The organism is Nocardioides sp. Soil796, from assembly GCF_001429525.1.
In the GTDB taxonomy this organism is placed as follows: Bacteria; Actinomycetota; Actinomycetes; order Propionibacteriales; family Nocardioidaceae; genus Nocardioides.
This window is the reverse complement of the sequence record NZ_LMSQ01000018.1, coordinates 1,084,741-1,104,928: the sequence shown is the minus strand read 5'-3', so window position 1 is coordinate 1,104,928 and position 20,188 is coordinate 1,084,741. Positions and strand designations below refer to the sequence as shown.

General features: G+C 70.4%; 22 protein-coding genes and 1 tRNA gene. 12 read left to right on the top strand and 11 right to left on the bottom strand.

Annotated features, from left to right (window positions below):
- Positions 1-7 precede the first annotated feature (7 nt).
- Positions 8-451 (top strand): nucleoside deaminase, encoded by a 444-nt coding sequence (locus ASH02_RS16665; protein ID WP_057295175.1) that lies wholly within the window; start codon positions 8-10, stop codon positions 449-451.
- Positions 452-478: 27 nt separating this feature from the next.
- On the opposite strand, the gene ASH02_RS16660 is transcribed toward ASH02_RS16665, so the two are convergent.
- Positions 479-1,276, bottom strand: coding sequence for a helix-turn-helix domain-containing protein (locus ASH02_RS16660; RefSeq protein WP_156409787.1), 798 nt, complete (start codon positions 1,274-1,276; stop codon positions 479-481).
- Between the two features lie 86 nt (positions 1,277-1,362).
- On the opposite strand from ASH02_RS16660, the gene ASH02_RS16655 reads away from it, so the two are divergent.
- The 4 genes from ASH02_RS16655 to ASH02_RS16640 all read left to right on the top strand — a co-directional run bounded on the left by ASH02_RS16655 (position 1,363) and on the right by ASH02_RS16640 (position 2,597).
- Entirely contained in the window at positions 1,363-1,779 is a 417-nt protein-coding gene (locus ASH02_RS16655) for a hypothetical protein (protein WP_057295109.1), read from the top strand.
- Positions 1,776-2,174, top strand: coding sequence for a PaaI family thioesterase (locus ASH02_RS16650; RefSeq protein ID WP_235539061.1), 399 nt, complete (start codon positions 1,776-1,778; stop codon positions 2,172-2,174). Before ASH02_RS16655 ends, ASH02_RS16650 begins: the two co-directional genes overlap by 4 nt.
- Positions 2,175-2,212: 38 nt before the next feature.
- Positions 2,213-2,302 (top strand) — tRNA-Ser (locus ASH02_RS16645).
- 100 nt (positions 2,303-2,402) lie between these two features.
- The gene (locus tag ASH02_RS16640) at positions 2,403-2,597 is read left to right on the top strand and encodes a hypothetical protein (RefSeq protein WP_057295108.1); all 195 of its coding nucleotides are present in this window, start codon (positions 2,403-2,405) and stop codon (positions 2,595-2,597) included.
- Between the two features lie 3 nt (positions 2,598-2,600).
- Here the strand turns inward: ASH02_RS16640 and ASH02_RS16635 are convergent, their stop codons facing one another.
- The gene (locus ASH02_RS16635; RefSeq protein WP_156409786.1) at positions 2,601-3,236 is read right to left on the bottom strand and encodes a hypothetical protein; all 636 of its coding nucleotides are present in this window, start codon (positions 3,234-3,236) and stop codon (positions 2,601-2,603) included.
- 146 nt (positions 3,237-3,382) lie between these two features.
- Here ASH02_RS16635 and ASH02_RS16630 point away from each other — a divergent pair, with 146 nt between their 5' ends.
- The gene (locus ASH02_RS16630; protein ID WP_057295106.1) at positions 3,383-4,162 is read left to right on the top strand and encodes a hypothetical protein; all 780 of its coding nucleotides are present in this window, start codon (positions 3,383-3,385) and stop codon (positions 4,160-4,162) included.
- Between the two features lie 3 nt (positions 4,163-4,165).
- Here ASH02_RS16630 and ASH02_RS16625 read toward each other — a convergent pair whose 3' ends face one another.
- A complete protein-coding gene (locus ASH02_RS16625) occupies positions 4,166-6,076 on the bottom strand; it encodes a CocE/NonD family hydrolase (protein ID WP_057295105.1) in 1,911 nt (636 codons plus the stop codon).
- Positions 6,077-6,165: 89 nt separating this feature from the next.
- On the opposite strand from ASH02_RS16625, the gene ASH02_RS16620 reads away from it, so the two are divergent.
- From ASH02_RS16620 to ASH02_RS16610, 3 genes are read left to right on the top strand one after another with little or no spacing between them, the layout of a single operon-like run.
- Entirely contained in the window at positions 6,166-6,831 is a 666-nt protein-coding gene (locus ASH02_RS16620) for a TetR/AcrR family transcriptional regulator (RefSeq protein ID WP_057295104.1), read from the top strand.
- 10 nt (positions 6,832-6,841) lie between these two features.
- On the top strand, positions 6,842-7,723 hold the full coding sequence (locus tag ASH02_RS16615; RefSeq protein ID WP_057295103.1) for an AAA family ATPase: 882 nt from the start codon (positions 6,842-6,844) through the stop codon (positions 7,721-7,723).
- A gap of 9 nt (positions 7,724-7,732) precedes the next feature.
- Entirely contained in the window at positions 7,733-9,136 is a 1,404-nt protein-coding gene (locus ASH02_RS16610; protein WP_057295102.1) for a vWA domain-containing protein, read from the top strand.
- Between the two features lie 136 nt (positions 9,137-9,272).
- On the opposite strand, the gene ASH02_RS16605 is transcribed toward ASH02_RS16610, so the two are convergent.
- From ASH02_RS16605 to ASH02_RS16585, 5 genes are all read right to left on the bottom strand, one after another.
- The gene (locus ASH02_RS16605) at positions 9,273-10,577 is read right to left on the bottom strand and encodes a hypothetical protein (protein ID WP_057295101.1); all 1,305 of its coding nucleotides are present in this window, start codon (positions 10,575-10,577) and stop codon (positions 9,273-9,275) included.
- Positions 10,574-11,506 carry a hypothetical protein gene (locus ASH02_RS16600; RefSeq protein WP_057295100.1) on the bottom strand — a complete coding sequence of 311 codons (933 nt, stop codon included), beginning with the start codon at positions 11,504-11,506 and terminating at the stop codon, positions 10,574-10,576. Before ASH02_RS16600 ends, ASH02_RS16605 begins: the two co-directional genes overlap by 4 nt.
- 3 nt (positions 11,507-11,509) lie before the next feature.
- Positions 11,510-11,881: a hypothetical protein gene (locus tag ASH02_RS26155; RefSeq protein WP_156409785.1), complete on the bottom strand. Its 372-nt coding sequence runs from the start codon at positions 11,879-11,881 to the stop codon at positions 11,510-11,512.
- A 194-nt stretch (positions 11,882-12,075) separates the two neighbouring features.
- The gene (locus tag ASH02_RS16590; protein ID WP_057295099.1) at positions 12,076-13,242 is read right to left on the bottom strand and encodes a pyridoxal phosphate-dependent aminotransferase; all 1,167 of its coding nucleotides are present in this window, start codon (positions 13,240-13,242) and stop codon (positions 12,076-12,078) included.
- Between the two features lie 78 nt (positions 13,243-13,320).
- Positions 13,321-14,796 (bottom strand): FAD-binding protein, encoded by a 1,476-nt coding sequence (locus tag ASH02_RS16585; protein ID WP_057295098.1) that lies wholly within the window; start codon positions 14,794-14,796, stop codon positions 13,321-13,323.
- Between the two features lie 86 nt (positions 14,797-14,882).
- Between ASH02_RS16585 and ASH02_RS16580 the strand changes: the two genes are divergently transcribed.
- A complete protein-coding gene (locus ASH02_RS16580) occupies positions 14,883-16,403 on the top strand; it encodes a potassium/proton antiporter (RefSeq protein WP_057295097.1) in 1,521 nt (506 codons plus the stop codon).
- 2 nt (positions 16,404-16,405) lie between these two features.
- On the opposite strand, the gene ASH02_RS16575 is transcribed toward ASH02_RS16580, so the two are convergent.
- Together ASH02_RS16575 and ASH02_RS16570 are read right to left on the bottom strand one after the other, a co-directional pair.
- Positions 16,406-16,924 (bottom strand): LytR C-terminal domain-containing protein, encoded by a 519-nt coding sequence (locus ASH02_RS16575; RefSeq protein WP_056679702.1) that lies wholly within the window; start codon positions 16,922-16,924, stop codon positions 16,406-16,408.
- Positions 16,924-17,220: a type II toxin-antitoxin system VapB family antitoxin gene (locus ASH02_RS16570; RefSeq protein WP_056679706.1), complete on the bottom strand. Its 297-nt coding sequence runs from the start codon at positions 17,218-17,220 to the stop codon at positions 16,924-16,926. The genes ASH02_RS16575 and ASH02_RS16570 overlap by 1 nt, the downstream gene beginning before the upstream one ends.
- A 101-nt stretch (positions 17,221-17,321) precedes the next feature.
- Here ASH02_RS16570 and ASH02_RS16565 point away from each other — a divergent pair, with 101 nt between their 5' ends.
- Positions 17,322-17,978, top strand: coding sequence for a LysE family translocator (locus tag ASH02_RS16565; RefSeq protein ID WP_056679709.1), 657 nt, complete (start codon positions 17,322-17,324; stop codon positions 17,976-17,978).
- 5 nt (positions 17,979-17,983) lie between these two features.
- Here ASH02_RS16565 and ASH02_RS16560 read toward each other — a convergent pair whose 3' ends face one another.
- Positions 17,984-18,364 (bottom strand): VOC family protein, encoded by a 381-nt coding sequence (locus tag ASH02_RS16560; protein ID WP_056679712.1) that lies wholly within the window; start codon positions 18,362-18,364, stop codon positions 17,984-17,986.
- Positions 18,365-18,460: 96 nt separating this feature from the next.
- Between ASH02_RS16560 and ASH02_RS16555 the strand changes: the two genes are divergently transcribed.
- A complete protein-coding gene (locus tag ASH02_RS16555) occupies positions 18,461-20,077 on the top strand; it encodes a helicase HerA-like domain-containing protein (RefSeq protein ID WP_056679714.1) in 1,617 nt (538 codons plus the stop codon).
- The last annotated feature ends 111 nt before the right edge of the window (positions 20,078-20,188 follow it).

Sequence of the window (20,188 nt, the reverse complement as noted above, 5' to 3'; positions counted from 1 at the left end):
CGAGGCGATGGGCCTTGCCCTGGACGAGGCGCGTGCCGCCCTGACCACCGACGACGTACCCATCGGCGCCGTCGTGCTCGACCCGTCCGGCGCGGTGATCGGCCGCGGCCGCAACACCCGTGAGGTCGAGGGCGACCCGACCGGCCACGCCGAGGTGGTCGCGATCCGCCGGGCCGCGCAGGCAGTCGGCGAGTGGCGGCTCACCGGCTGCACGCTCGTGGTCACGCTCGAGCCGTGCACCATGTGCGCCGGCGCGATCGTGCTGTCCCGCCTCGAGCGCCTGGTCTTCGGGGCGTACGACGCCAAGGCCGGCGCCGTCGGTTCGCTCTGGGACGTCGTGCGCGACCGGCGGCTGAACCACCGGCCCGAGGTGCTGGCCGGGGTCAGGGCCGACGAGTCCGCCGCCCTCCTCGACTCCTTCTTCCGCAACGCGCGAACCGTGGATGATTGATGCGCGAGCCGTGGGTTCTTGACGCCGTCAGGTGTTGATGCCTCCGCGCAGTGCAGCAGCGGTGAAGGCGTCCGCCGGCAGGAACGCCTCGACGGTGAGCTCGGCGACCGAGATGTCGACCGCGGTGCCGAAGGTGGTGACCGTGCTGATGAACGACAGCTCGCCGGCGTCGGTGCGCAGCCGCATGGGTACGGCGATGCGACCGTCGGGTGATGCGTGGGACAGGCCGCCGGGGTAGTCCATGAGCTCGTCGTGCAGGGCCATCGTGCTCGGCGACCCGGTCACCGCGAACTCCCGCGCCAGCCGGTCGATCAGGTGACCGCGCCACTCCGCCAGGTTGACGATGCGTGAGCTCATCCCGTCGGGGTGCAGGCTCAACCGCAAGACGTTGAGCGGTGGTTCGAGCAGCTCCGGAGCGACGTCGGCGATCAGCGGACCCACCGCGTTGTTGGCCTGCACCAGATTCCAGTCGCGGTCCACGACCAGCGCCGGGAACGGCTCGTAGCCGGTCAGGATCAGGTCCAGCGCCTCACGGATCGCGGTCATGTCGTCGTCCTCCAGCGTGCGTTCGTCGTACGCCGGGGCGTAGCCGGCCGCGAGCAGCAGGGTGTTGCGCTCGCGCAGCGGGACCTCGAGCTGGTCGGCGATCCGGAGCACCATGTCGCGACTCGGCCGGGACCGCCCGGTCTCGACGAAGCTGAGGTGCCGGGTCGAGATGCCCGACTCGTTGGAGAGCTCCAGCTGGCTGCGCCGGCGGCGCTGCCGCCAGTCCTTGAGCAGTACGCCGACTCCGCCGGTCTCCGGACGCGTTTCGGTGATCGTCATGCGCCCATTGTGTCGGCCGGGGGTAGCCGGCTCCATTACCTCCGACGTCATCGACAAGCCTCGCCGCGCGCTTCACGGTTGATGCCATGACCACTCGAACCGAAACCCAGCCCCTGTCCACCCCGACCGCCCGCCGGTCCCCGATCGCCAGGCTGCTGCTGCTCGACGCCGGCGTCTCCGGCCTCAACGCGGTCGCCTACCTCGCCGGCGCCACGCTGCTCGACGACGTGCTCGGCCCGTCCGTGCTGACCCTCGAGCTGCTCGGTGCGTTCCTCCTCGTCTGGGCCGGCGCGCTGGCCTGGATCGCCACCCGTGACCCCGTGCCGACCGGCCTCGCCCGCGAGGTCGTGATCGGCAACCTCGTGTGGGTCGCAGGCTCCGTCGCAGTCGCCTTCGGGCTCCTGTCCCTGACCGGGATCGGCCTGGCCTGGTGCCTGATGCAGGCCGTGGTCGTGGCCGGCTTCGGGGCGGCCCAGTACGTCGTCCTGCGAGGCCGGGCGTGAGCGCACCCGCCGACCTGGTCGCGCTGATGCCCTTCGCCGAGGCCACGGGCGTGGTCCTCGACTCCGCCGACGCAGATCGCGTGGTCGGGCACCTTGACTGGGCCGAGAACCGGTGCACCGCCGGCGGCGCCCTGCACGGTGGAGCGCTGATCACGTTGGCCGACAGCGTCGGTGCGGTGTGCGCGTTCCTCGGGCTGCCTCCCGGCGCCGGTACGGCGACCACGTCCACGAGCACGCAACTGATGCGGGCCGTGCACGACGGAACGGTCACGGCGACCGCCCGACCACTGCACCGGGGCCGCACCCAGGTCGTCGTACAGACCGAGCTGCGGGACGCCGACGGGCGCCTCGTGGCGGTGACCGTCCAGGTGCAGGCCGTGCTGGCGGCGTCCTGATTTCGGCCTCGGGCCGCCGATCTAGTAATCTCTCCGGCGGTGGCGTGTCCGAGCGGCCGAAGGTGCATCACTCGAAATGATGTGTGGGGTCAAACCCACCGTGGGTTCAAATCCCACCGCCACCGCCAGTTGATCTCAGCAGAGATCCGAAGGATCCGAACCCTCGCCGGGTTCGGATCCTTCGCATTTCCGAACAGGTGGCCTGGCGTCCCCGCTACTGTGAGGTGCATGGGGATCTACGTGGCTGTCGGACTAGGTGTCCTGGTCATCGCTTCGCTCGCCGCGGTCTGGGTCTTCGAGGGGCGGCAGAAGAAGCCCGGCTGGAACCTCGACAAGGGCGGCAGCTCGGCGGGCAACTACTCCGCCCTCGAGGCACAGGCGTCCGCCACCCGCAACGGCAGGGGTGGCAGAGGCGGCCTCTGAGTCTCACTCGGTCCGGTCGAGCACGTTGAACGGGTAGTCGATGTTGCCCAGGTGCCACAGGCCGTCGTCCAACGAGATCTCGTAGCGAGCCTTCTTCAGCGTCGCGACCGACAACCGGGCCGAGCCGGACCCGTCGGTGCGCAGCGTCCGTGCGATGACCTCCTTGCCGTTCTCGGTGCGGATCAACGCCTTCACCGTGCGGTCGGCTCCCCACCCCGAAAGGCGTACGACGTCTCCGTCCGCCTGCCACGTGGGCTGGTAGTCCGCGATCGACGTGACGCTCACCATCGCGGTCGACGTACCTTCGCTCGGCACTCCTTCGTCGATCACCTGTACGACGTACAGGCCGTCGGTGAGCCCGTCGGTCGGGCAGGAGAACTTCTCGTCGTCGTAGGAGCAGGCCTGCTCTCCCTGGTCGCGGTGCCCGGCGTACTTGTGGTCCTTCACCACCGGCGAGCTCGCCGACACGATGGTCACGCGGATCTTGCCGTCCGGGTAGATCACCCGGCCCTTCACCGCATCGCCGGGCGCAACTGCCGTGTCGGTGACCTCGGTGCCGAGCGGGGTGTCGGTGGTGCAGCCGGTCGCAGCGAGGAGAAGGAAGGCCGCTGCGGCACCGGCGAGGAGTCGTGTCGTCATGCCCTCCATGCTGGCCGACCCGGAGATCCGACGCATGCGCCCGCGTACTCATCCGGCCGGCCACTCCTGCTGCGCGGGATCCGCCGGCCACGCCCGGTCGGGCGCGACTACGGTGCCGAGCACGCACCCTCGGCAAGGAGAGCTGCATGACCCCGCTCGTCTTCTTCTCGTTCGTCTCCCTCGGGCAGGCCGGTGCCGCTGAGCACCGGGCCTACAACGAGTGGCACCAGCTCGACCACCGGCCGGAGAACCTGGCCCTGCCCGGAGTCGCGTGGGGGGATCGGTGGTCCCGCCCCGACGACTTCAAGGCGGTGTCGAGCGCGAGCGACGAGCACGCCGGCACCGACTACGTGGCGATGTACTGGTTCCGCGATCCGGTGTCCGAGTCGGTGCGCGCCTGGGACCAGCTGGGTGCCGACTCGTTCCAGTGGGGTCGGGGGCCGATCATCCCCGGTGTCTCCAGGTCCCTGCTGGCGTTCTTCCGGCCGGTGCGCGGCTACGTCAATCCGGGCTCGCTGGTCGCTGCCGACGTCCTCCCCTTCCGTCCGGTGCGGGGCATGCACGTGCAGCTCGTGAAGCATGCCGAGCCGATGTCGCTGGCCGTGCACGAACGGCACACCTTCGCCGACCGTGTCGAGATGCCCCGGCTGACCGGTCTCGACGGCGTGGCCGGCGGCTGGACCTTCAGCTTCGACCGCCACCAGCAGCACAGCACGCTGACCTTCGGCGCGGACAAGCAGGACGCCCGCGGATCGATGCGGTTGCGGCTCCTCTACCTGGACGGCGATCCACTCGAGACCACGGACCGCATCGCCCGGGCCGAGAACGAGCTCGCCGAGCACGAGATCGCCGGGCACGACGCCCCGGGCACGGAGATCCTCCTCGACACACCGGTCAGGACGATCATCCCGTGGCAGGACTGGTGAATCTCACCTTCCGGTCGGCAGCGCTCCCGACGCGATCGGCAGGTCGACGTACGACGCCGCCACGGCGTTGCGTTGTACGTCGTACACGCCGCCCAGCGCGCTGAGCAGCCGGCCCGGCGAGGTCAGCAGGTGCGGGGTGTCGCCGCTCTGCACCAGCAGCCGCAGCCGGTGGCCGGCGGGCAGCGTCGAGAAGACCGGCCTGATCTCGATGTCGTAGCGGGTCACCCTGCCGACCGGCACCGGCTGCTCGGCCGCCTCGGTGTGCGGGTGGTAGGGGAGTGCGTAGGAGCCGCCGCGGGAGGCCCAGCTGCGACCCTGCGTGATCGCGCGCGCCGAGCCGAGCAGCGCCCCGGCCGAGAGGTCGGTGACCGAGCCGTCCGGCGCCACGTCCTGGAGCGTCACCACGAACATGGTCTGCGGGCGGTTCGCCCTGACCCGGAGGGTGAGGCCGACCGGGCCGGCGAGACGGGTGTCCCGGGTCAGCGGTGCCGTGTCGTAGGAGAGGTCGCCGGGCTGCGGTGCGGTCAGCTCCTTCACCTTCGAGCACTGGGCGTAGAGGTCGCGGGCCAGACCCGCGGTCCACTGCACGATCGCCCGCTGGCAGGCCAGCGAGACCGGCTTGTAGAGCATGCGGTCGGAACCGGTGGACGCGGTCGGCGCCGCCGTGCCGAGTGACTTGCTCCCCTGCAGGTGCAGGCGTTCGTAGGTCGCGGCCTCCGACGGATACCGCGCCACGGAGTACGACGCACCGTCCGGCTCCTGCACGTGGAACGGTGTCTTCGTGTCGGTGATGCCGTTGTCGACGCCCTTGAGCCAGTGGTCGAACCAGGCCAGCTCGATCGCGTCGAGGTCGACGGTGCTGCCCTGGTTGCCGTGGTCCCAGGGGCCGGTGAGCAGCTGGTAGCGGCTGGTGACCGGCTGCGTGCGGTTCATCGGCGCGTGGACGGACCGGCCGGCCCACGCGTTCTGGAGGCCGCTGTAGAGCAGCGGTTCGCCGCGCTGGAACACGTCGTACTGCCCGCCGACCACGTACGCCGGCACGCCGTTCGCGACGACCTTGTCGAGCACGTTCTGCGGAGCGCGCTCCTGCCAGTAGGGGCCGTCGTACACGCGACCGTTCTCGAGCAGTGCGTTCAGGCCGGTGGTGAGCTCGAACGGAATCCCTGCCAGGCCGTGCTGCAGCGAGAGCCTGAGCGCGTCGAGTGGATCGGAGGCGCGTTCGGCGAACGGGGTCAGTGTGCGCAGGCCGAAGTAGCCGGCGATCAGGCCCAGGCTGGAGGTCATGTTGACCAGGCCACCGGCCACGAACAGGTCGCGGTAGGGATCGGACGCGGTGGCGATCGGGAAGATCGCCTTGAGCGGCGAGTTCTTCCCGACCGCCGCTGCGGTAAAGACCTGGTCGATGCCGAGGTAGGAGCCGCCGAGCAGCCCGACCTTGCCGTTGCTGCCCTCCAACGCGGCCGACCAGCGCACGAGCTCGGCGCCGTCGAGCGCCTCGCTCCTGCCGAACAGCATCGACTGGCCCTCGGACCCGCCGGTCCCGGCGACGTCGACGATGACGCCGATGTAGCCGCGCTTGACGAGGTAGGGGTTCATCGCGCCCAACCCCGAGTTGCCGACACCCTTGCCGTACGGCGTCTGGACCAGGATCACCGGGAACGTCCCCTGTGCGCGCTCGGTGGTCCCCTTGGTCGCCGGTCGGTGGATGTCGGCCCGCAGCACGCGCCCGTCGCGCATGGTGATCGGCACGTCGCGCTCGACGACCACGTCGTACTTCTCGGCCTGCTCTGCTCCCGTGAGGGCACCGACGTTCGTTCGTACGACGACCCGGTCGTCGGCCGATGCCGTGGCGGGTGCCAGCATCGTCAGTCCGAGCAGCAGCGCGACGAGCACGCTCTTGAGAGATCGGGTCATCGGTGTCCTCCGGTGCGGCCGGGAAGTAAACTTGGACGAACGTACAATTTTTTTTGTCCACGGGACAACGAGAAAGGTGACGGGGTGAGATGACGGCCCCCACGAAGGCCTCCTCGAAGGCGCGGCTCAGCCAGGAGCGCAGCCGGGTGCGCCGCGAGCAGCTGCTCGACGCCACCATCGCGCTCTTTGCCGAGGGCGGTGCGCGCGCGGTCACCCATCGCGCCGTGGCCGCCCGGGCCGGGCTGCCCCCGGCCACGCCCGGCTACTACTTCGACTCGGTGGGCGACCTGCTCACCACCGCGCTGACCCGGCACGTCGAGACGTGGATCGAGGACATGACCGCGATGGCCGACCTGTCCCTGGGCCTCGAGATCGACCTCGACGACGCCCGCGGACTGGTCTCGATGGCGTTCGGCGAGCGGAGCCTCGACACCGTCCACCTCCAGCTCTCGACGTTCCTGGCGGTCAGCGCCGACCCCGAGCTCCAGCCGCTGGCGACCCGGGCCCTGGGGGCGGTCGAGAGTCTGGCCGCACGCATGCTGGCCACGGTGGGAGTCACCGACGCCCAGGCGATCGCCGAGTCCCTCGTGCACCTGATGATCGGCTCGGCGGCCACGCGGCTGACCGGCCGGCACGACGACGAGCACACCGCCGACGTGCTCTTCGACGCCGTACGACGCCTGGTGGCGACGGCCACGATGGACCCGCAGGCGATCACGGACGCCCTGCCCAGGGCGGAACGGCCCGCCGACTAGGCTCGCGGGCGTGACCACCGTCGAAGCACAGCCCTGGTTCAAGTCCCCCGACGACGCCCTGAAGCGGCTGGAGGCGACCGGCTACCTGGCCGACCCGGCGACCACGACGACCGCGTTCCTGGCCGGCGAGCTCGGCAAACCGCTGCTGATCGAGGGCCCGGCCGGGGTCGGCAAGACCGAGCTCGCGAAGGCGGTGGCGGCCGCGACCGGCGCCGAGCTGATCAGGCTGCAGTGCTACGAGGGGCTCGACGAGGCCCGCGCGCTCTATGAGTGGAACTACAAGAAGCAGCTGCTGCGCATCCAGGCCACCGGGCCGGACCAGGCGTGGGAGCAGACCCACGACGACATCTTCACCGACGAGTTCCTGCTCAGTCGGCCGTTGCTGACCGCGATCCGCCGCGAGGAGCCGACCGTCCTGCTGATCGACGAGGTCGACAAGACCGATGTCGAGGTCGAAGGCCTGTTGCTCGAGGTGCTCTCCGACTTCCAGGTCACGATCCCCGAGCTCGGCACCGTCGAGGCGGTACGCCGACCATTCGTGGTGCTCACCTCCAACGCCACCCGCGAGCTGTCCGAAGCAGTCAAGCGACGCTGCCTCTACCTGCACCTCGACTACCCGGATGCCCAACGGGAGCAGGAGATTCTCCTCTCCCGGGTGCCCGGTCTCGACGACAGGCTGGCCCACGAGCTGGTCGCCGTGGTGGCCCGGCTGCGCGAGCTCGAGCTCAAGAAGGCGCCGTCGATCGCGGAGTCGATCGACTGGGCCCGCACCCTCATCGCGCTCCAGATCAGGAACCTCGACCCGGCGGCGATCAGCAGCACGCTCGGCGTCGTGCTCAAGCACGTCTCCGACCACGACCGCGCAGTGCGCGAGCTCAAGCTGAGAGGTTAGGACTAACCCATGGGCGGACTCCTGGACCGGCACGTCGAGTTCATCGAGGCGTTGCGCGCCGCGGGGATCCCGGTGTCGCTGGCCGAGGACATCGACGCGGCGCGGGCGGCAACGGCTCTCTCGTGGTCGGGGCGGGACCAGGTCCGGACGGCGTACGCCGCGACGCTGGTCAAGCGGTCCGGTCACCGGGCCCCGTTCGACGCACTCTTCGACCTCTACTTCCCAGCCCTGACTGGCGAAACTCGCGCGCGCGGCCTCGACGAAGAGGTGGAGGGCGAGGATGCACCGGACGGGAGCATGCCGAACGACACCGGCAAGGCACTGAGCAGCTTCCGCGACGAGCTGGCCGACGCGATGATCGGGGCCCAACCCGACGGCCAGCCCGACGCCCTGCGCGACCTGGCCATCGAGGCCGTCGGCACGTTCGGTGCGATGCGCGGACGCGCGCCCGGCCTGTCGTCGTGGAGCGCCTACCAGGCGTTGAAGCGGGTGGCTCCCGACGAGCTCGTCGACCAGATCGTCGCCGGACTCCTGATGCAGGGCGACGACACCCGCACCGCCCGACGCCGGGCCGCCAACCGGGTGCAGCAGTTCACCGCCCTGGTCGAGCAGGACGCGCTGCGCCGCATCGCCGAGGAGAAGGGCGCCCAGCACGTCGCCGACACGACGGTCCGCCCGACGATCGACAACCTGCCGTTCCTCAGCGCTCGCCGTACCGACCTGGAGGCGATGCGCCGGGAGATCCAGCCCCTGGCGCGCAGGCTGGCCACCCGGCTGACGAAGGAGCAGCACGCCAAGCGTCGCGGCCCGCTCGACTTCCGGCGTACGGTCAGGGCCTCGATCTCGACCGGCGGGGTGCCCCTCACCACGCACCACCGGCCCAAGCGGCCGCACCGCACAGAACTGGTGGTGCTGTGCGACGTCAGCGGTTCGGTGGCCAACTTCGCGCAGTTCACCCTGCTGCTGGTCTTCGCACTGCGCGACCAGTTCACCAAGGTGCGCGCGTTCACGTTCATCGACCACGTCCACGAGGTCACCCACCACTTCAAGCCGGGCGCCGACGTGGTCGACGTGATGGCCGACCTGGCCGCGGCGACCAGTCACGCCGCCCTGTGGGGCCGCACCAACTACGGGCGCGCGTTCACCAAGTTCGTCGAGGAGCACGCCGACGCGCTCGGCCCGAAGACCTCACTGCTGGTGCTCGGTGACGCCCGCTCCAACTACAGCGACCTCCAGCTCGACGGCTTCAAGGCGATGGTCGCGCAGTGTCGCAACGCGTGGTGGCTCAACCCCGAGCACGCCCGCAACTGGGGGACCGGGGACTCCGCCGCGCCGCAGTACGCCGAGCTGGTCTCGATGGTCGAGTGCCGCAACCTCGCCCAGCTCGGCGAGTTCGTGCACGACATCGTCTGACGAACCGTGCCTTCTTGATGCGCCAACCGTGGATTCTTGATGTTCGAACACCGGGTCCTTGACGGATCGCATCAAGAACCCACGGTTCGAAGCACAAGAAGCCGGTGTTCGCGCATCAAAAGGGCGGGGTTGGTGATCAGCCGGCGAGGAAGCCCAGCTCGTGGATCCGCTGGATCGCGGCCTTCAGCTCGGGGTGCGTGGCGGTGTCGGCGGCCCGGCCTCCGGCGACGTACGCCGACGCGCCGGTCTGGAGTCCGCCGTCGAAGACCACGGTCAACCGGTTGGTGACCCGGGCGTTGATCAGCGATCCCAACAGTGCGACCGGGTCGGCGCGGTCCTCGAGGGACAGCACCGTGGTCGGCTCCGGGATGTGGGTGACCTGGGCGTTGGGGGCGCCGGCGGTGATGACCTGGTCGACCACGAACTTGTCGGAGCCGGCTGCCGCGGCGATCTCGGCGGCGGCCACGCCACCCTGGGCGTGGCCGACGACCATCACCCGGGCGCCGGGCTCGTCACCGACGGCGGCCTCGAGGGCGTCGATCACCGAGGAGACCCGGCCGGCGACGTCGCTGCCGACCAGCTGCAGGTTGCCGGGCGTGCGCTGGGCGTGGCTCGGCAGGTAGGCGATGAACCGGCCGCCGGGCAGGCGCTGCACCAGCAGATCGCCCTCGACCTGGCTGAGTGAGGTCATCAGCTCCTCGATGGAGGACGGGGTCGGCAGGGTGGACGCGTCGCCGGCAGAAGCAGGCGCCGCCTCCTCCTCACGGAATCCGCCGGCGACGTCGCGCAGGGCGGAGGTGAAGTCGTCGGCGAAGTCGGGGGCACCGACCGCGCGCAGGCCGCCGTGGGTGACTGCCGGACCCTCGTCGCCGCCGAGCACGGCGGCGGTGAGCAGCGAGCGCATCTGCAGGCCCTCGATCAGGCCGCCGCCACCACTGACGAAGTGGTCCATCAGCTCGGGGTTCTGGTCGGCCAGCTCGTTGAGGTAGGCCGCGAGGCCTTCGCGGTCGAGGGCGTCGGTCTCGATGAGGCCGGCCGAGAAGATCGCGCCGCCGAGCGCCACCTCGGGCGCCAGGTAGCCCACCGCGCGGGCCGCGATCGAGCCGAGCGTCTTGTACGCCGCCAGCTGGAGGTCGTCGATCCAGCGGTAGGTCAGCACCGTGGCGCGCACGATCAGCGCGTCGGCGTCGAGCTCGACGGAGCGGACCATGAGCCCGGTCTTGCCGGTGGTCGCGCCGATGATGTCCTGCTCGGCCTGGGTGAAGGTGGCCTTGGAGAGCTCCTCGGACTCCGCGACCGCCTCGTCGGCGAGGATCTCGGCGCCCAGGGTGGCGCGTTCGCGCATCTCGTCGCCGGAGGAGTCGAAGAGGTCGGCCAGACGCATCATCTGGTCGTACTTGTCCTGGGCGGCTGCGGCCTGGGCCTGCTGCTGCTCGCTCATGCGCTGACCTCCGCGAGGATCGGGCCGAGGGTGGCGGCCAGTTCGGTGGCATCGACTCGACGGACCTCGACGCGGTTTGCGCCGTCGACCTGGTGGGATCGCAGGACGTGCCAGCCGTCGGCCAGCAACACCCAGGACACGACACCGACGACGTCGCCGCCGGCGTCGATGTCGGCGACCAGTCCGCGGAGCCGGCCCTGGGTCTCGGTGACCAGAGAGCTGATCACCGACGAGACGGTGGCATCAGGTACGGCGTCTCCGGCGGCATCGCGCACGTCACCGGCGTGGTGGGCCACGATCGTGCCGAGCAGGTCGGCCCGGCCCGAACGGACCGCCTCGCCGCCCGCGTCGAGCAGCTCGTAGGGCAGGTCGATCGCGGCGGGCACGGTGGAGTCGGTGAGCACGTGGTCGTCGGGGAGCCCGGCGACCCGGCCGAGCTCGGCCGGCCAGTGCGGCGCCTCGAACCACGCGAGCTCGAAGACGACGCCGTCGGTGGTGGCCAGGGTGGCCACGGCTCCGCCGCGCTGGCGGTGCCAGGCCCGGGCTCGGATGCCGCTGATGTTGACGTCGAGGTCGAGGGCGACGGCCGGGGTGGCCAGCAGGCCGAGGGCGCCGACGACGCCCGCGTCGGCGGTGCCGTCGACCAGGAGGCCACGCTTCTCGAGGCCCTCGGCGGGGTCGTGCAGGGTGGCCAGCGCCTCGACGTACGACTGGTCCTCTGCGGCACCGCGCGACTGGCCGAGTCGGCTCTCGAACGCGTTGGCGGCGGCGCTGGGTGTCGGGTCCTCGGGAGCGAAGGGCAGGGGCGCTCCGCCGGCGGACTCGGCCAGGAACTCGAGCTCGGGACGGGTCAGGGCGAGCCGGCGCGGCAGGCCTTCGAGGGTCCCCTCGGCCACCGGGCCGGGAGTGGTCAGGTCAATGGTCGCCATGTCTCAGAGTCCCGGGAGGTTGACGGTCAGCCAGTCCTTGTGGCCCGGGGCGGGCGGCACGAACTGGTCGAGGGTGCGGTCGACGTCGGTCGCGTCGATGGTGACGCCGGCCGGAGTGTCCTGGGCCTGTTGTGCGGCGATGCGGGTGCGGGCGTCGGCGACCAGCGAGTGGGCCTTGCGCTCGATGCCGTCGATGGAGTCCTTGAGGCGTTCGACCTCGGCGACGTGCCGGGTGAGTGACTCGGCCGCGGTCTCGTGCTGTGCGGCACAGTCGCGGAGGTGGGCGGCCCGGTCGTGGATGCGGGCCCGCATGTCGGCGGCCGCCCTGCCCTCCCAGTTGATGGACTCGATCTGTGCGATCAGTCGGTCGGCCATCGCACGGATGTCAGTGCACTGCTCTCGCAGTTGGGATGCGCGCCTGCGCATGGCGGCAGAGTCGCCGTACATGGATCACCTCTCAAGTTGCCGGGTGTGTACCCCCGTCTGAGCGGTTCAAACCACTCAACCGAACTTCTCTTCCCCGAGTGGTCAAGCCCTAAACCTTCTCCCGCGCCGAGACTAGCCGAGGCTCAGCCGAGGTACGTCGCCAGACGGTCGAGTCCGGTCGCGATTTCACCGGAGGACCCGGCGAAGCTGAACCGGATCGTGCGGTTCCCCTTCTCGGTGTCGAAGTCGACGCCGGGGGCCACGGCGACGCCCGTCGCGTCGAGCAGGTCCAGGCACCAGGCCATCGAGTCGTCGGTGAGGTGGCCGATGTCGGCGTACGCGTAGAACGCGCCGTCTGCCGGCGCCAGCTCGGTGATCCCGAGTCGCGGAAGTCCCTCGAGCAGCATCGCCCGGTTGTGCGCGTAGCGTCGGACGTGGCCGTCGAGCTCGTCGTACGACGCCTCGGTGAAGGCCGCGATCGCCGCGTGCTGGGCGATCGCCGGAGGGCAGATCGTGAAGTTCCCGGTGAGTACGTCGACGGGCCGGCGCAGTCGCTCTGGAACCAGCATCCAGCCGATCCGCCACCCGGTCATGGAGAAGTACTTCGAGAACGAGGAGAACACGATCGCCTCGCGCGAGGTCTCCCAGGCGCTGCGGCTCAGCGGCTCCTCGGCGTACTCGATGCCGTGGTAGATCTCGTCGCTGACCAGCTGCACCGCGTGGGTCTCGCACCAGGTGGCCAGCGCGGCCAGCTCCTCGGGCAGCAGCATCGTGCCGGTCGGGTTGGCCGGGCTGGCCACCACCAGGCCCTTGATGTCGTCGAGCTGTTCGAGCTGGGCCACGGTCGGCTGGAACCGGGTCTCGGCGCCGCAGTCGAGCTCGACCACCTCGCAGCCCAGGGCGCGGAGCACGTTGCGGTAGCAGGCGTAGCCCGGCCGGGCCATCGCCACCCGGTCGCCCGGCTCGAACGCGGCGAGGAAGGCCAGCAGGAAGCCGCCGCTGGAGCCGGTGGTGACGACCACGTCGTCGCGGTGCACGTCGATGCCGTGCATGCGCTGGTGGTGTCCGGCGATCGCGTCGCGGAGGTCGGGGATGCCGGTGGCCACGGTGTAGCCGAGCGGGTCGCCGCTGCCGAGCAGTCGGATCGCCTCGGCCAGCACCGGTGCGGGGGCGCCGCTGCTGGGCTGGCCGGCGACGAAGTTGACCATGTCGCCGTGGCTGCGCTGGCGCTCACCTGCCGCAGCCAGCAGGTCCATCACGTGGAACGGCGGGACGTTGGCGCGGCTGGCGACGGTGTAGCGGTCGGTCATGGGCCCCAGTGTGGCGTGCGCGTCCGCGGGCGCATCAAGAACCCGGTGTTCGCGCGTCAAGAACCCACGGTTCGCGCATCAGGAAGGCACGGGTTGTGCGGCGTGGCGGCCGGCCCGGCGTCCGAAGTAGGAGCCCTCCCCGAGCTGGGTCCCGGAGGCGTAGCCCTTGGCGTCCTGGGCGATGTTGGACGCGCAGGCGCCGGCGGCGTACAACCCGGTGATCGGCGCGCCGCCCTCGCGCAACACCCGGCCGTCGACGTCGGTGACCAGGCCGCCCATCGTGAAGCCCGCATAGAGCGCCGTGCCGAGGGTGAGGTCGAAGGCGCCCCACGGGCCGGTGTCCTGCGGCTCCAGCCATTCGGGCTGCTTGTGGAAGTCGGGGTCCTCGCCGCGCGCCGCGTTCTCGTTGTACGCCGCCAGGGTGGCAGTCAGCGACCCGACCGGCAGGCCGAGGGCGGTCTCCATCTCCTCGACGGTCTCCCAGCCGTCGATGAACGGCGCCAGCGGGAAGGCGGGGTGCTCGATGTGCGCGCTGTCCACTATGAGGTACGCCGCGTGGTCGGGCTGGTCCATCACGAACGCCGAGGTGCGGGAGTGGTAGGAGTCCTCGGCGACGAAGCGCCGGCCCTCCTTGTTGACCACGATGCCCGTGACCAGCCGCGACGGCGGGTAGAACGGCGCGGTGATGAACGCCTCCTCCATGAAGGCGGTCGCGGCGCCCACCGACTCCCCGAGCCGGATGCCCAGCCCGTCGTCGTACGTCGTCCCGAGCACGAAGGGCTTCTCGGCCAGGTTGGGGGTGAACTTCGCGACCATGTCCTTGTTCATCACGAAGCCGCCGGCGGCCAGCACGACCGACCGGGTCCGGATCAGGCCGGTCTCGGTGAACCTCCGCCAGCGGACGCCGACCACGTCGCCGGCCCCTTCTCCGTTCGAACCGCTGGTGACCAGCGCGTTCGCACCGGTCTCGTAGCGCACGTCGACGCCCTCGTCGGCGAGCCGGTCGCGCAGCAGGTCCATCACCAGCCGGGTGCCCTCGGTGTCACCGGCGACCGGGACCTTGTGGCCGCGCGGTGCCGGCATGGCCTCGGTGAGGAACGGGTGGACCTTCTCGTTGCCGGTGTACATCAGCCCTTCGGTGCCGGGCTGGATGACGGCCTTCTTGTCGTGGAAGGACCGCTCGAAGGAGAAGCCCAGCGCCTCGAGCCAGGTGAAGTGCTCGACGCTCTCCTCGCAGTAGGCGCGGATCTTGGCGGCGTCGGGCTCGCGGGAGACGGCGGTCAGGTAGTCGACCATCGCCTCGACGGAGTCGGGGTGGCCGGTGGCCTCCTGAACCGGCGTACCACCGCCGAGGTAGAACGCGCCGCCGCTCATGGCCGACGTGCCACCGTGCACCGCGGACCGCTCGAGGAGTACGACGCGAGCGCCCGAGCGAGCCGCCTCGAGGGCCGCGCACCCGCCGGCGATGCCGAAGCCGACGACCACCACGTCGCAGTCCTCGTGCTCGGTGAGGGTCGCAGCGTCGAGGACCTCGGGCAGGTCGGTTCCACTCATGCCGAGCAGGTTAGGCGAAAACTAGAACAAGTTCCAGATTTTGTCCACGATAGGATTCAGGCCCGCTCCCGAACTGCGAGGTGCCCTTGACCTTCGACGCCCACCAGCTCGATCAATTCCTGTTGTTGGGCTCGATCGTCACCCTGGCCGCGATCCTCGCGGTGCGCCTCTCCAGCCGGGCCGGGCTGCCCAGCCTGTTGATCTACCTGCTGATGGGCGTCGCTCTCGGGGAGGCCGGCGTCGGCATCGCCTTCGAGGACGCCGCGATGGCCCACGCCATCGGGTTCGGGGCGCTCGCGCTGATCCTTGCCGAGGGTGGCATCAGCACCAAGTGGTCCGAGATCCGGCCGGTGATCGGCCTGGGTGCCTCGCTGGCCACCCTCGGCGTGGTCGTCAGCGTCGCGGTGATGGCGGTCGCCGGCCACTTCCTGCTCGGACTCCCGTGGGAGCTGGCCATCCTCCTCGGCGCGGTGTGCTCGCCGACCGACGCCGCGGCCGTCTTCTCGGTGCTCCGCGTGGTGCCGCTCCCTCGACGGATCACCGGAACCCTCGAGGCCGAGTCCGGCCTGAACGACGCCCCGACCGTGGTGCTCGTCGCACTGATCTCCAGCGGAGCACTGGCCGAGGACTCGATCTTCGAGATCGCCGGCATCATCGTGTACGAGCTCGTGGCCGGTGTCGGGATCGGCCTCGCCGTCGGCTTCGGCGGGGCCTGGATCATGCGCCGCATCGCGTTGCCGTCCTCCGGCCTCTACCCGCTGGCGATCCTCTCGCTGGCCACCGGTGCGTACGCCGTCGCGGCAGCCGCGCACGCCTCCGGATTCGCCGCGATCTACGTGGCCGCGCTGGTCCTCGGCAACACCGAGCTGCCCCACCGCGCGGCCACCAAGTCGTTCACCGAGGGCATCGGCTGGATGGCCCAGATCGGCCTGTTCGTGATGCTCGGGCTGCTGCTCTCCCCCGGGCGCATCACCGCGCAGACCGTCGGGTTCGCGCTGGTCGCCGGCATCGTCCTCACCGTGGTCGCCCGCCCGATCTCGGTGCTGGTCAGCTCGGTGGTGCGCCCGATGCCGTGGCGCGACCTCACCTTCATCTCGTGGGCCGGCCTGCGCGGGGCGGTGCCGATCGTGCTCACCACGATCCCGCTCGCCGAGGGCGTCGACGACTCCCAGCAGCTCTTCGACATCGTCTTCATCATGGTCATCGTCTTCACGGTGGTGACCGGCCCGACGCTTCCGTTGCTGGCCCGGGTGCTGCACGTCGCCCGCCGGTCCGAGCCGCGCGACCTCGACGTCGAGGCCGCGCCCCTCGAACGCATCGCCGCCGACCTGCTGCAGGTCACCATCAGCCCGGTCTCACGCATGCACGGGGTCGAGGTGGGTGAGCTGCGGTTGCCCCAGGGCGCTTCGGTCGCGCTGGTCATCCGCGACGGGGAGTCACGGGTGCCGGAACGACGTACGGTCCTGCGACGCGGTGACGAGCTGCTCGTGGTGACCCCGCGCCGGCTGCGTGCGCGCACCGACGAACGGCTTCGCGAGGTCTCGCGCGGTGGACGGCTCGCCCAGTGGCTCGGCCAGGACCACGACCGCGGCGAACCCGACGACTGACGTCAGTCGACCGGGGGACGACACACGACGGTGTCCTTGGTGACGGGGACGGACTTCTTGGCGCGCTTGCTGAGCTTGGTGTACTTGTCGCCGACCACCACGACGATGCCGATGCCGAGCATGTCCTTGCCGGTGACGACGGGGGTGCCGGGTCCGAACTGTGACGCGACCAGGCGCGCGGCCGGGTTGTTCCTGGCGTCGGCGCGGACCTCCACACGGTCGACCTTGGCCGAGCTGGCGTTGCCGCTGGAGCCGGTGCCGAACCCGCGCAGGATCAGCTTCTCCATGGTCTGGCTGGCCAGCCCCGACGTGCGCCCCGCGTTGTAGACGCTCACTGTGATGTCGCCCGGCCGCACCTTGGTGCCGGCCTTGAGGGTGTGGTCCTCGCAGGCAGGCTTCTCGTCGGCGACGATCGAGTCGGGCAGGCCGCGGGTCAACTGGGAGAACCCGAAGACCGCCATGAGCACGCAGATGACACCGAGCACGGCCAGGGTCACGGTCGAGGTCTGGCGCTCGCCCATCAGTCCTCCAACACGTGCACGCGGGCGTGCAGCACGTTGCGTTGCTGGAGCGCTGCCCGCAGGGCGCGGTGCAGGCCGTCCTCGAGGTAGAGCTCGCGGCGCCAGTAGACGACGTGGGCGAAGAGGTCGCCGTAGAACGTGCCGTCCTCGTCGAGCAGGGAGCCCAGGTGGAGGGTGTCCTTGGTGGTGATCAGCTCGTCGAGGCGCACCTGTCGCGGCGCCACCTGCGACCAGCCACGGGAGTCGAGCCCGTGGTCGGGGTAGGGGCGGCTGTCACCCACGCGCTTGAAGATCACGCGGCCGACTATAACGAGACCGCCCCACGTTCACGGCTTCGGCGGTGCCCGGGAGGCCGGGGACCGGAATCACGTGGCGGACTCTCGGGACAGACCGCACAATGGATTCCGTGCCGTCGACCAATGCCCTGATCGCGTTCGTGATCGCCTCGATCCTGTTCATCCAGGTGCCGGGGCCCAGCCTGCTGTTCACGATCGGCCGCGCGCTCACCGTCGGCCGCCGTGAGGCGCTGCTGTCAGTGCTCGGCAACGCGCTCGGGCTGATCGCCCAGGTGCTCGGGGTCGCCCTCGGTCTCGGGGCGCTGGTCGCCGCGTCGGCCGCGGCGTACACCCTGCTCAAGCTCGTGGGTGCGGCGTACGTCGTCTACCTCGGCGTCCAGGCGATCCGGCACCGGGCCGACGCTCGCCGGGCGATGGAGTCATCCGAGGAGGTGCGCGCGTCGGGCTCGACGCTCGGCTCGGTGTGGACCGGCTTCCTCGTGGGCGCCACCAACCCGAAGTCGATCGTCTTCTTCGCGGCGTTCCTGCCGCAGTTCGTCGACCCGACGGCCCCCGCAGCTCCGCAGCTGCTCCTGCTCGGCGCCGTCTTCGGGGTCCTGGCGGTCTGCTCCGACTCCTGCTGGGCGCTGGCCGCCAGCCGGGCCCGCGACTGGTTCGCCCGCAAGCCGCAGCGGCTCGACCGCCTCGGTGTCACGGGCGGCGTGATGATGGTCGGGCTGGGCGCCGGGCTCGCCGCGACCGGCAACACCACGCACTGAGCCGCTCAGCCGCCGCCGTACGGCACGGTGATGATCTCCATGCTGTGCCCGTCGGGGTCGAGCCAGTAGAGGCCCTTGCCGCCGTCGTTGGTGTTGATCTCGCCCTCGACCCGGTGGAACGGGTCGGCCCAGTAGGTCAGGCCCCGCGCGACGATCCGCTGGCGGATCGGCTCGAACGAGGCGTCGTCGACCAGGAACGCGTAGTGCTGCGGATGCGGCGTGCCGTGGTCGTCGGCGTAGTCGAGGGACACGTCGTTGTCGATCTGCACCACCACGAACGGGCCGTACGTCGTGGGCTCGGGCAGGTCGAGGATCTCGACGAGGTGCCGTGAGGACGCTGCCTTGTCGGTGCAGTGGACGATGGTGTGGTTCAAGCTGATGCTCATCTGTCTTCGCCTCCGGTTCCATCCTGCGCCGGGTCGCCGCCCGATCGCCACCTGATATCCGGGACGGCCTGCCGGGGCACGACCTAGTCTTCGGTCATGAGCGAGACGCCCGCAGCTCCTGAGGCCAGTCCGATCGTCGACGCGGTGCGTCCCGGCTATGCGTTCGAGGGCCCCGCCCTCGAGCTCGGCGGGTTGATGCTGAACGCCACCGACCTCTCCGACGTGCACATCCGCATCCCGCTCGCCATGGTCAACCGGCACGGCCTGGTCGCCGGCGCCACCGGCACCGGCAAGACCAAGACCCTGCAGCTGCTGGCCGAGCAGCTCAGCGCCAACGGGGTGCCGGTCTTCGCAGCCGACATCAAGGGAGACCTCTCGGGTCTCAGCGTGCCCGGCGAAGGTGGCGAGAAGATCAGCTCCCGTGCGGCGAGCGTCGGCCAGCAGTGGACCGCCACGGCCTTCCCGGTCGAGTTCTTCGCCCTCGGTGGCGAGGGCACCGGCTCTCCGCTGCGGGTCACGATGAGCGCCTTCGGGCCGCTGCTGCTCTCGAAGGTGCTCGGCCTCAACGCCACCCAGGAGTCGTCGCTCGGCCTGGTCTTCCACTACGCCGACAAGGCCGGGCTTCCCTTGCTGGACCTGGCCGACCTGCGCGCCGTCGTACAACACCTGACCAGCGACGAGGGCAAGCCCGAGCTGAAGGAGCTCGGCGGGCTCTCGTCGTCCACCGCGGGGGTGATCCTGCGCGAGCTGATCGGCTTCCAGGACCAGGGCGCCGACGCGTTCTTCGGCGAGCCCGAGTTCGAGTCCAGTGACTTCTTGCGTACGACGTCCGAGGGCAAGGGCGTCATCTCTCTTGTCGAGCTGCCGAACCTGCAGGACCGTCCGGCGGTCTTCTCCACCTTCCTGATGTGGCTGCTGGCCGACCTGTTCCACGACCTGCCCGAGGTCGGCGACGTCGACAAGCCGAAGCTGGTCTTCTTCTTCGACGAGGCGCACCTGCTCTTCAAGGACGCCTCCCCGGACTTCCTCGACCAGATCGCCCAGACCGTGCGGCTGATCCGCTCCAAGGGCGTCGGCGTCTTCTTCGTGACCCAGAGCCCGACCGACGTGCCCGACGAGGTGCTGGCCCAGCTCGGCTCGCGCGTGCAGCACCAGCTGCGGGCCCACACGCCCAACGACGCCAAGGCGCTCAAGGCCACCGTCAACACCTACCCCAACTCGGCGTACGACGACCTCGGTGAGGTGATCACCTCGCTCGGCATCGGCGAGGCGGTCGTGACGGTGATGAACGAGCGTGGCGCCCCGACACCGGTGGCGTGGACCCGCCTGCGCGCACCCGAGTCGCTGATGGGCACGGCCGACGCCACGGCGATGGACGCGGCGGTCAAGGCGTCGCCGCTGTTCGCGAAGTACTCCGCCACCGTCGATCGTGAGTCGGCTCGCGAGATCCTCGCCGCCAAGCTCGACGCGGGTGCCGCGCAGGCCGAGGCCGAGGCGGCGGCGAAGGCCGGCGCCGAGGAGCAGACGGCCCTCCAGAAGGAGGCCGACCGGCTGGCGAAGGAGTCGCGCAAGCGGACCACGAGCCGGTCATCGACAAGGAGGGAGAAGAGCACCGTCGAGGAGGTGCTCGGCAACACCGCGGTCAAGCAGGTGCTGCGCACCGCGGCGCGTGAGTTCGTGCGCGGCATGTTCGGGGCAGGCCGCCGCCGATGACCCGTCGCGAACTCTGATCGACCTGTCGCCAGTTCTGATCGACCTGTCGTGAGTTCTGGTCGACCTGTCGCCAGTTTCCGCACGGCGCAGAAACTGGCGACGGGTCGACCG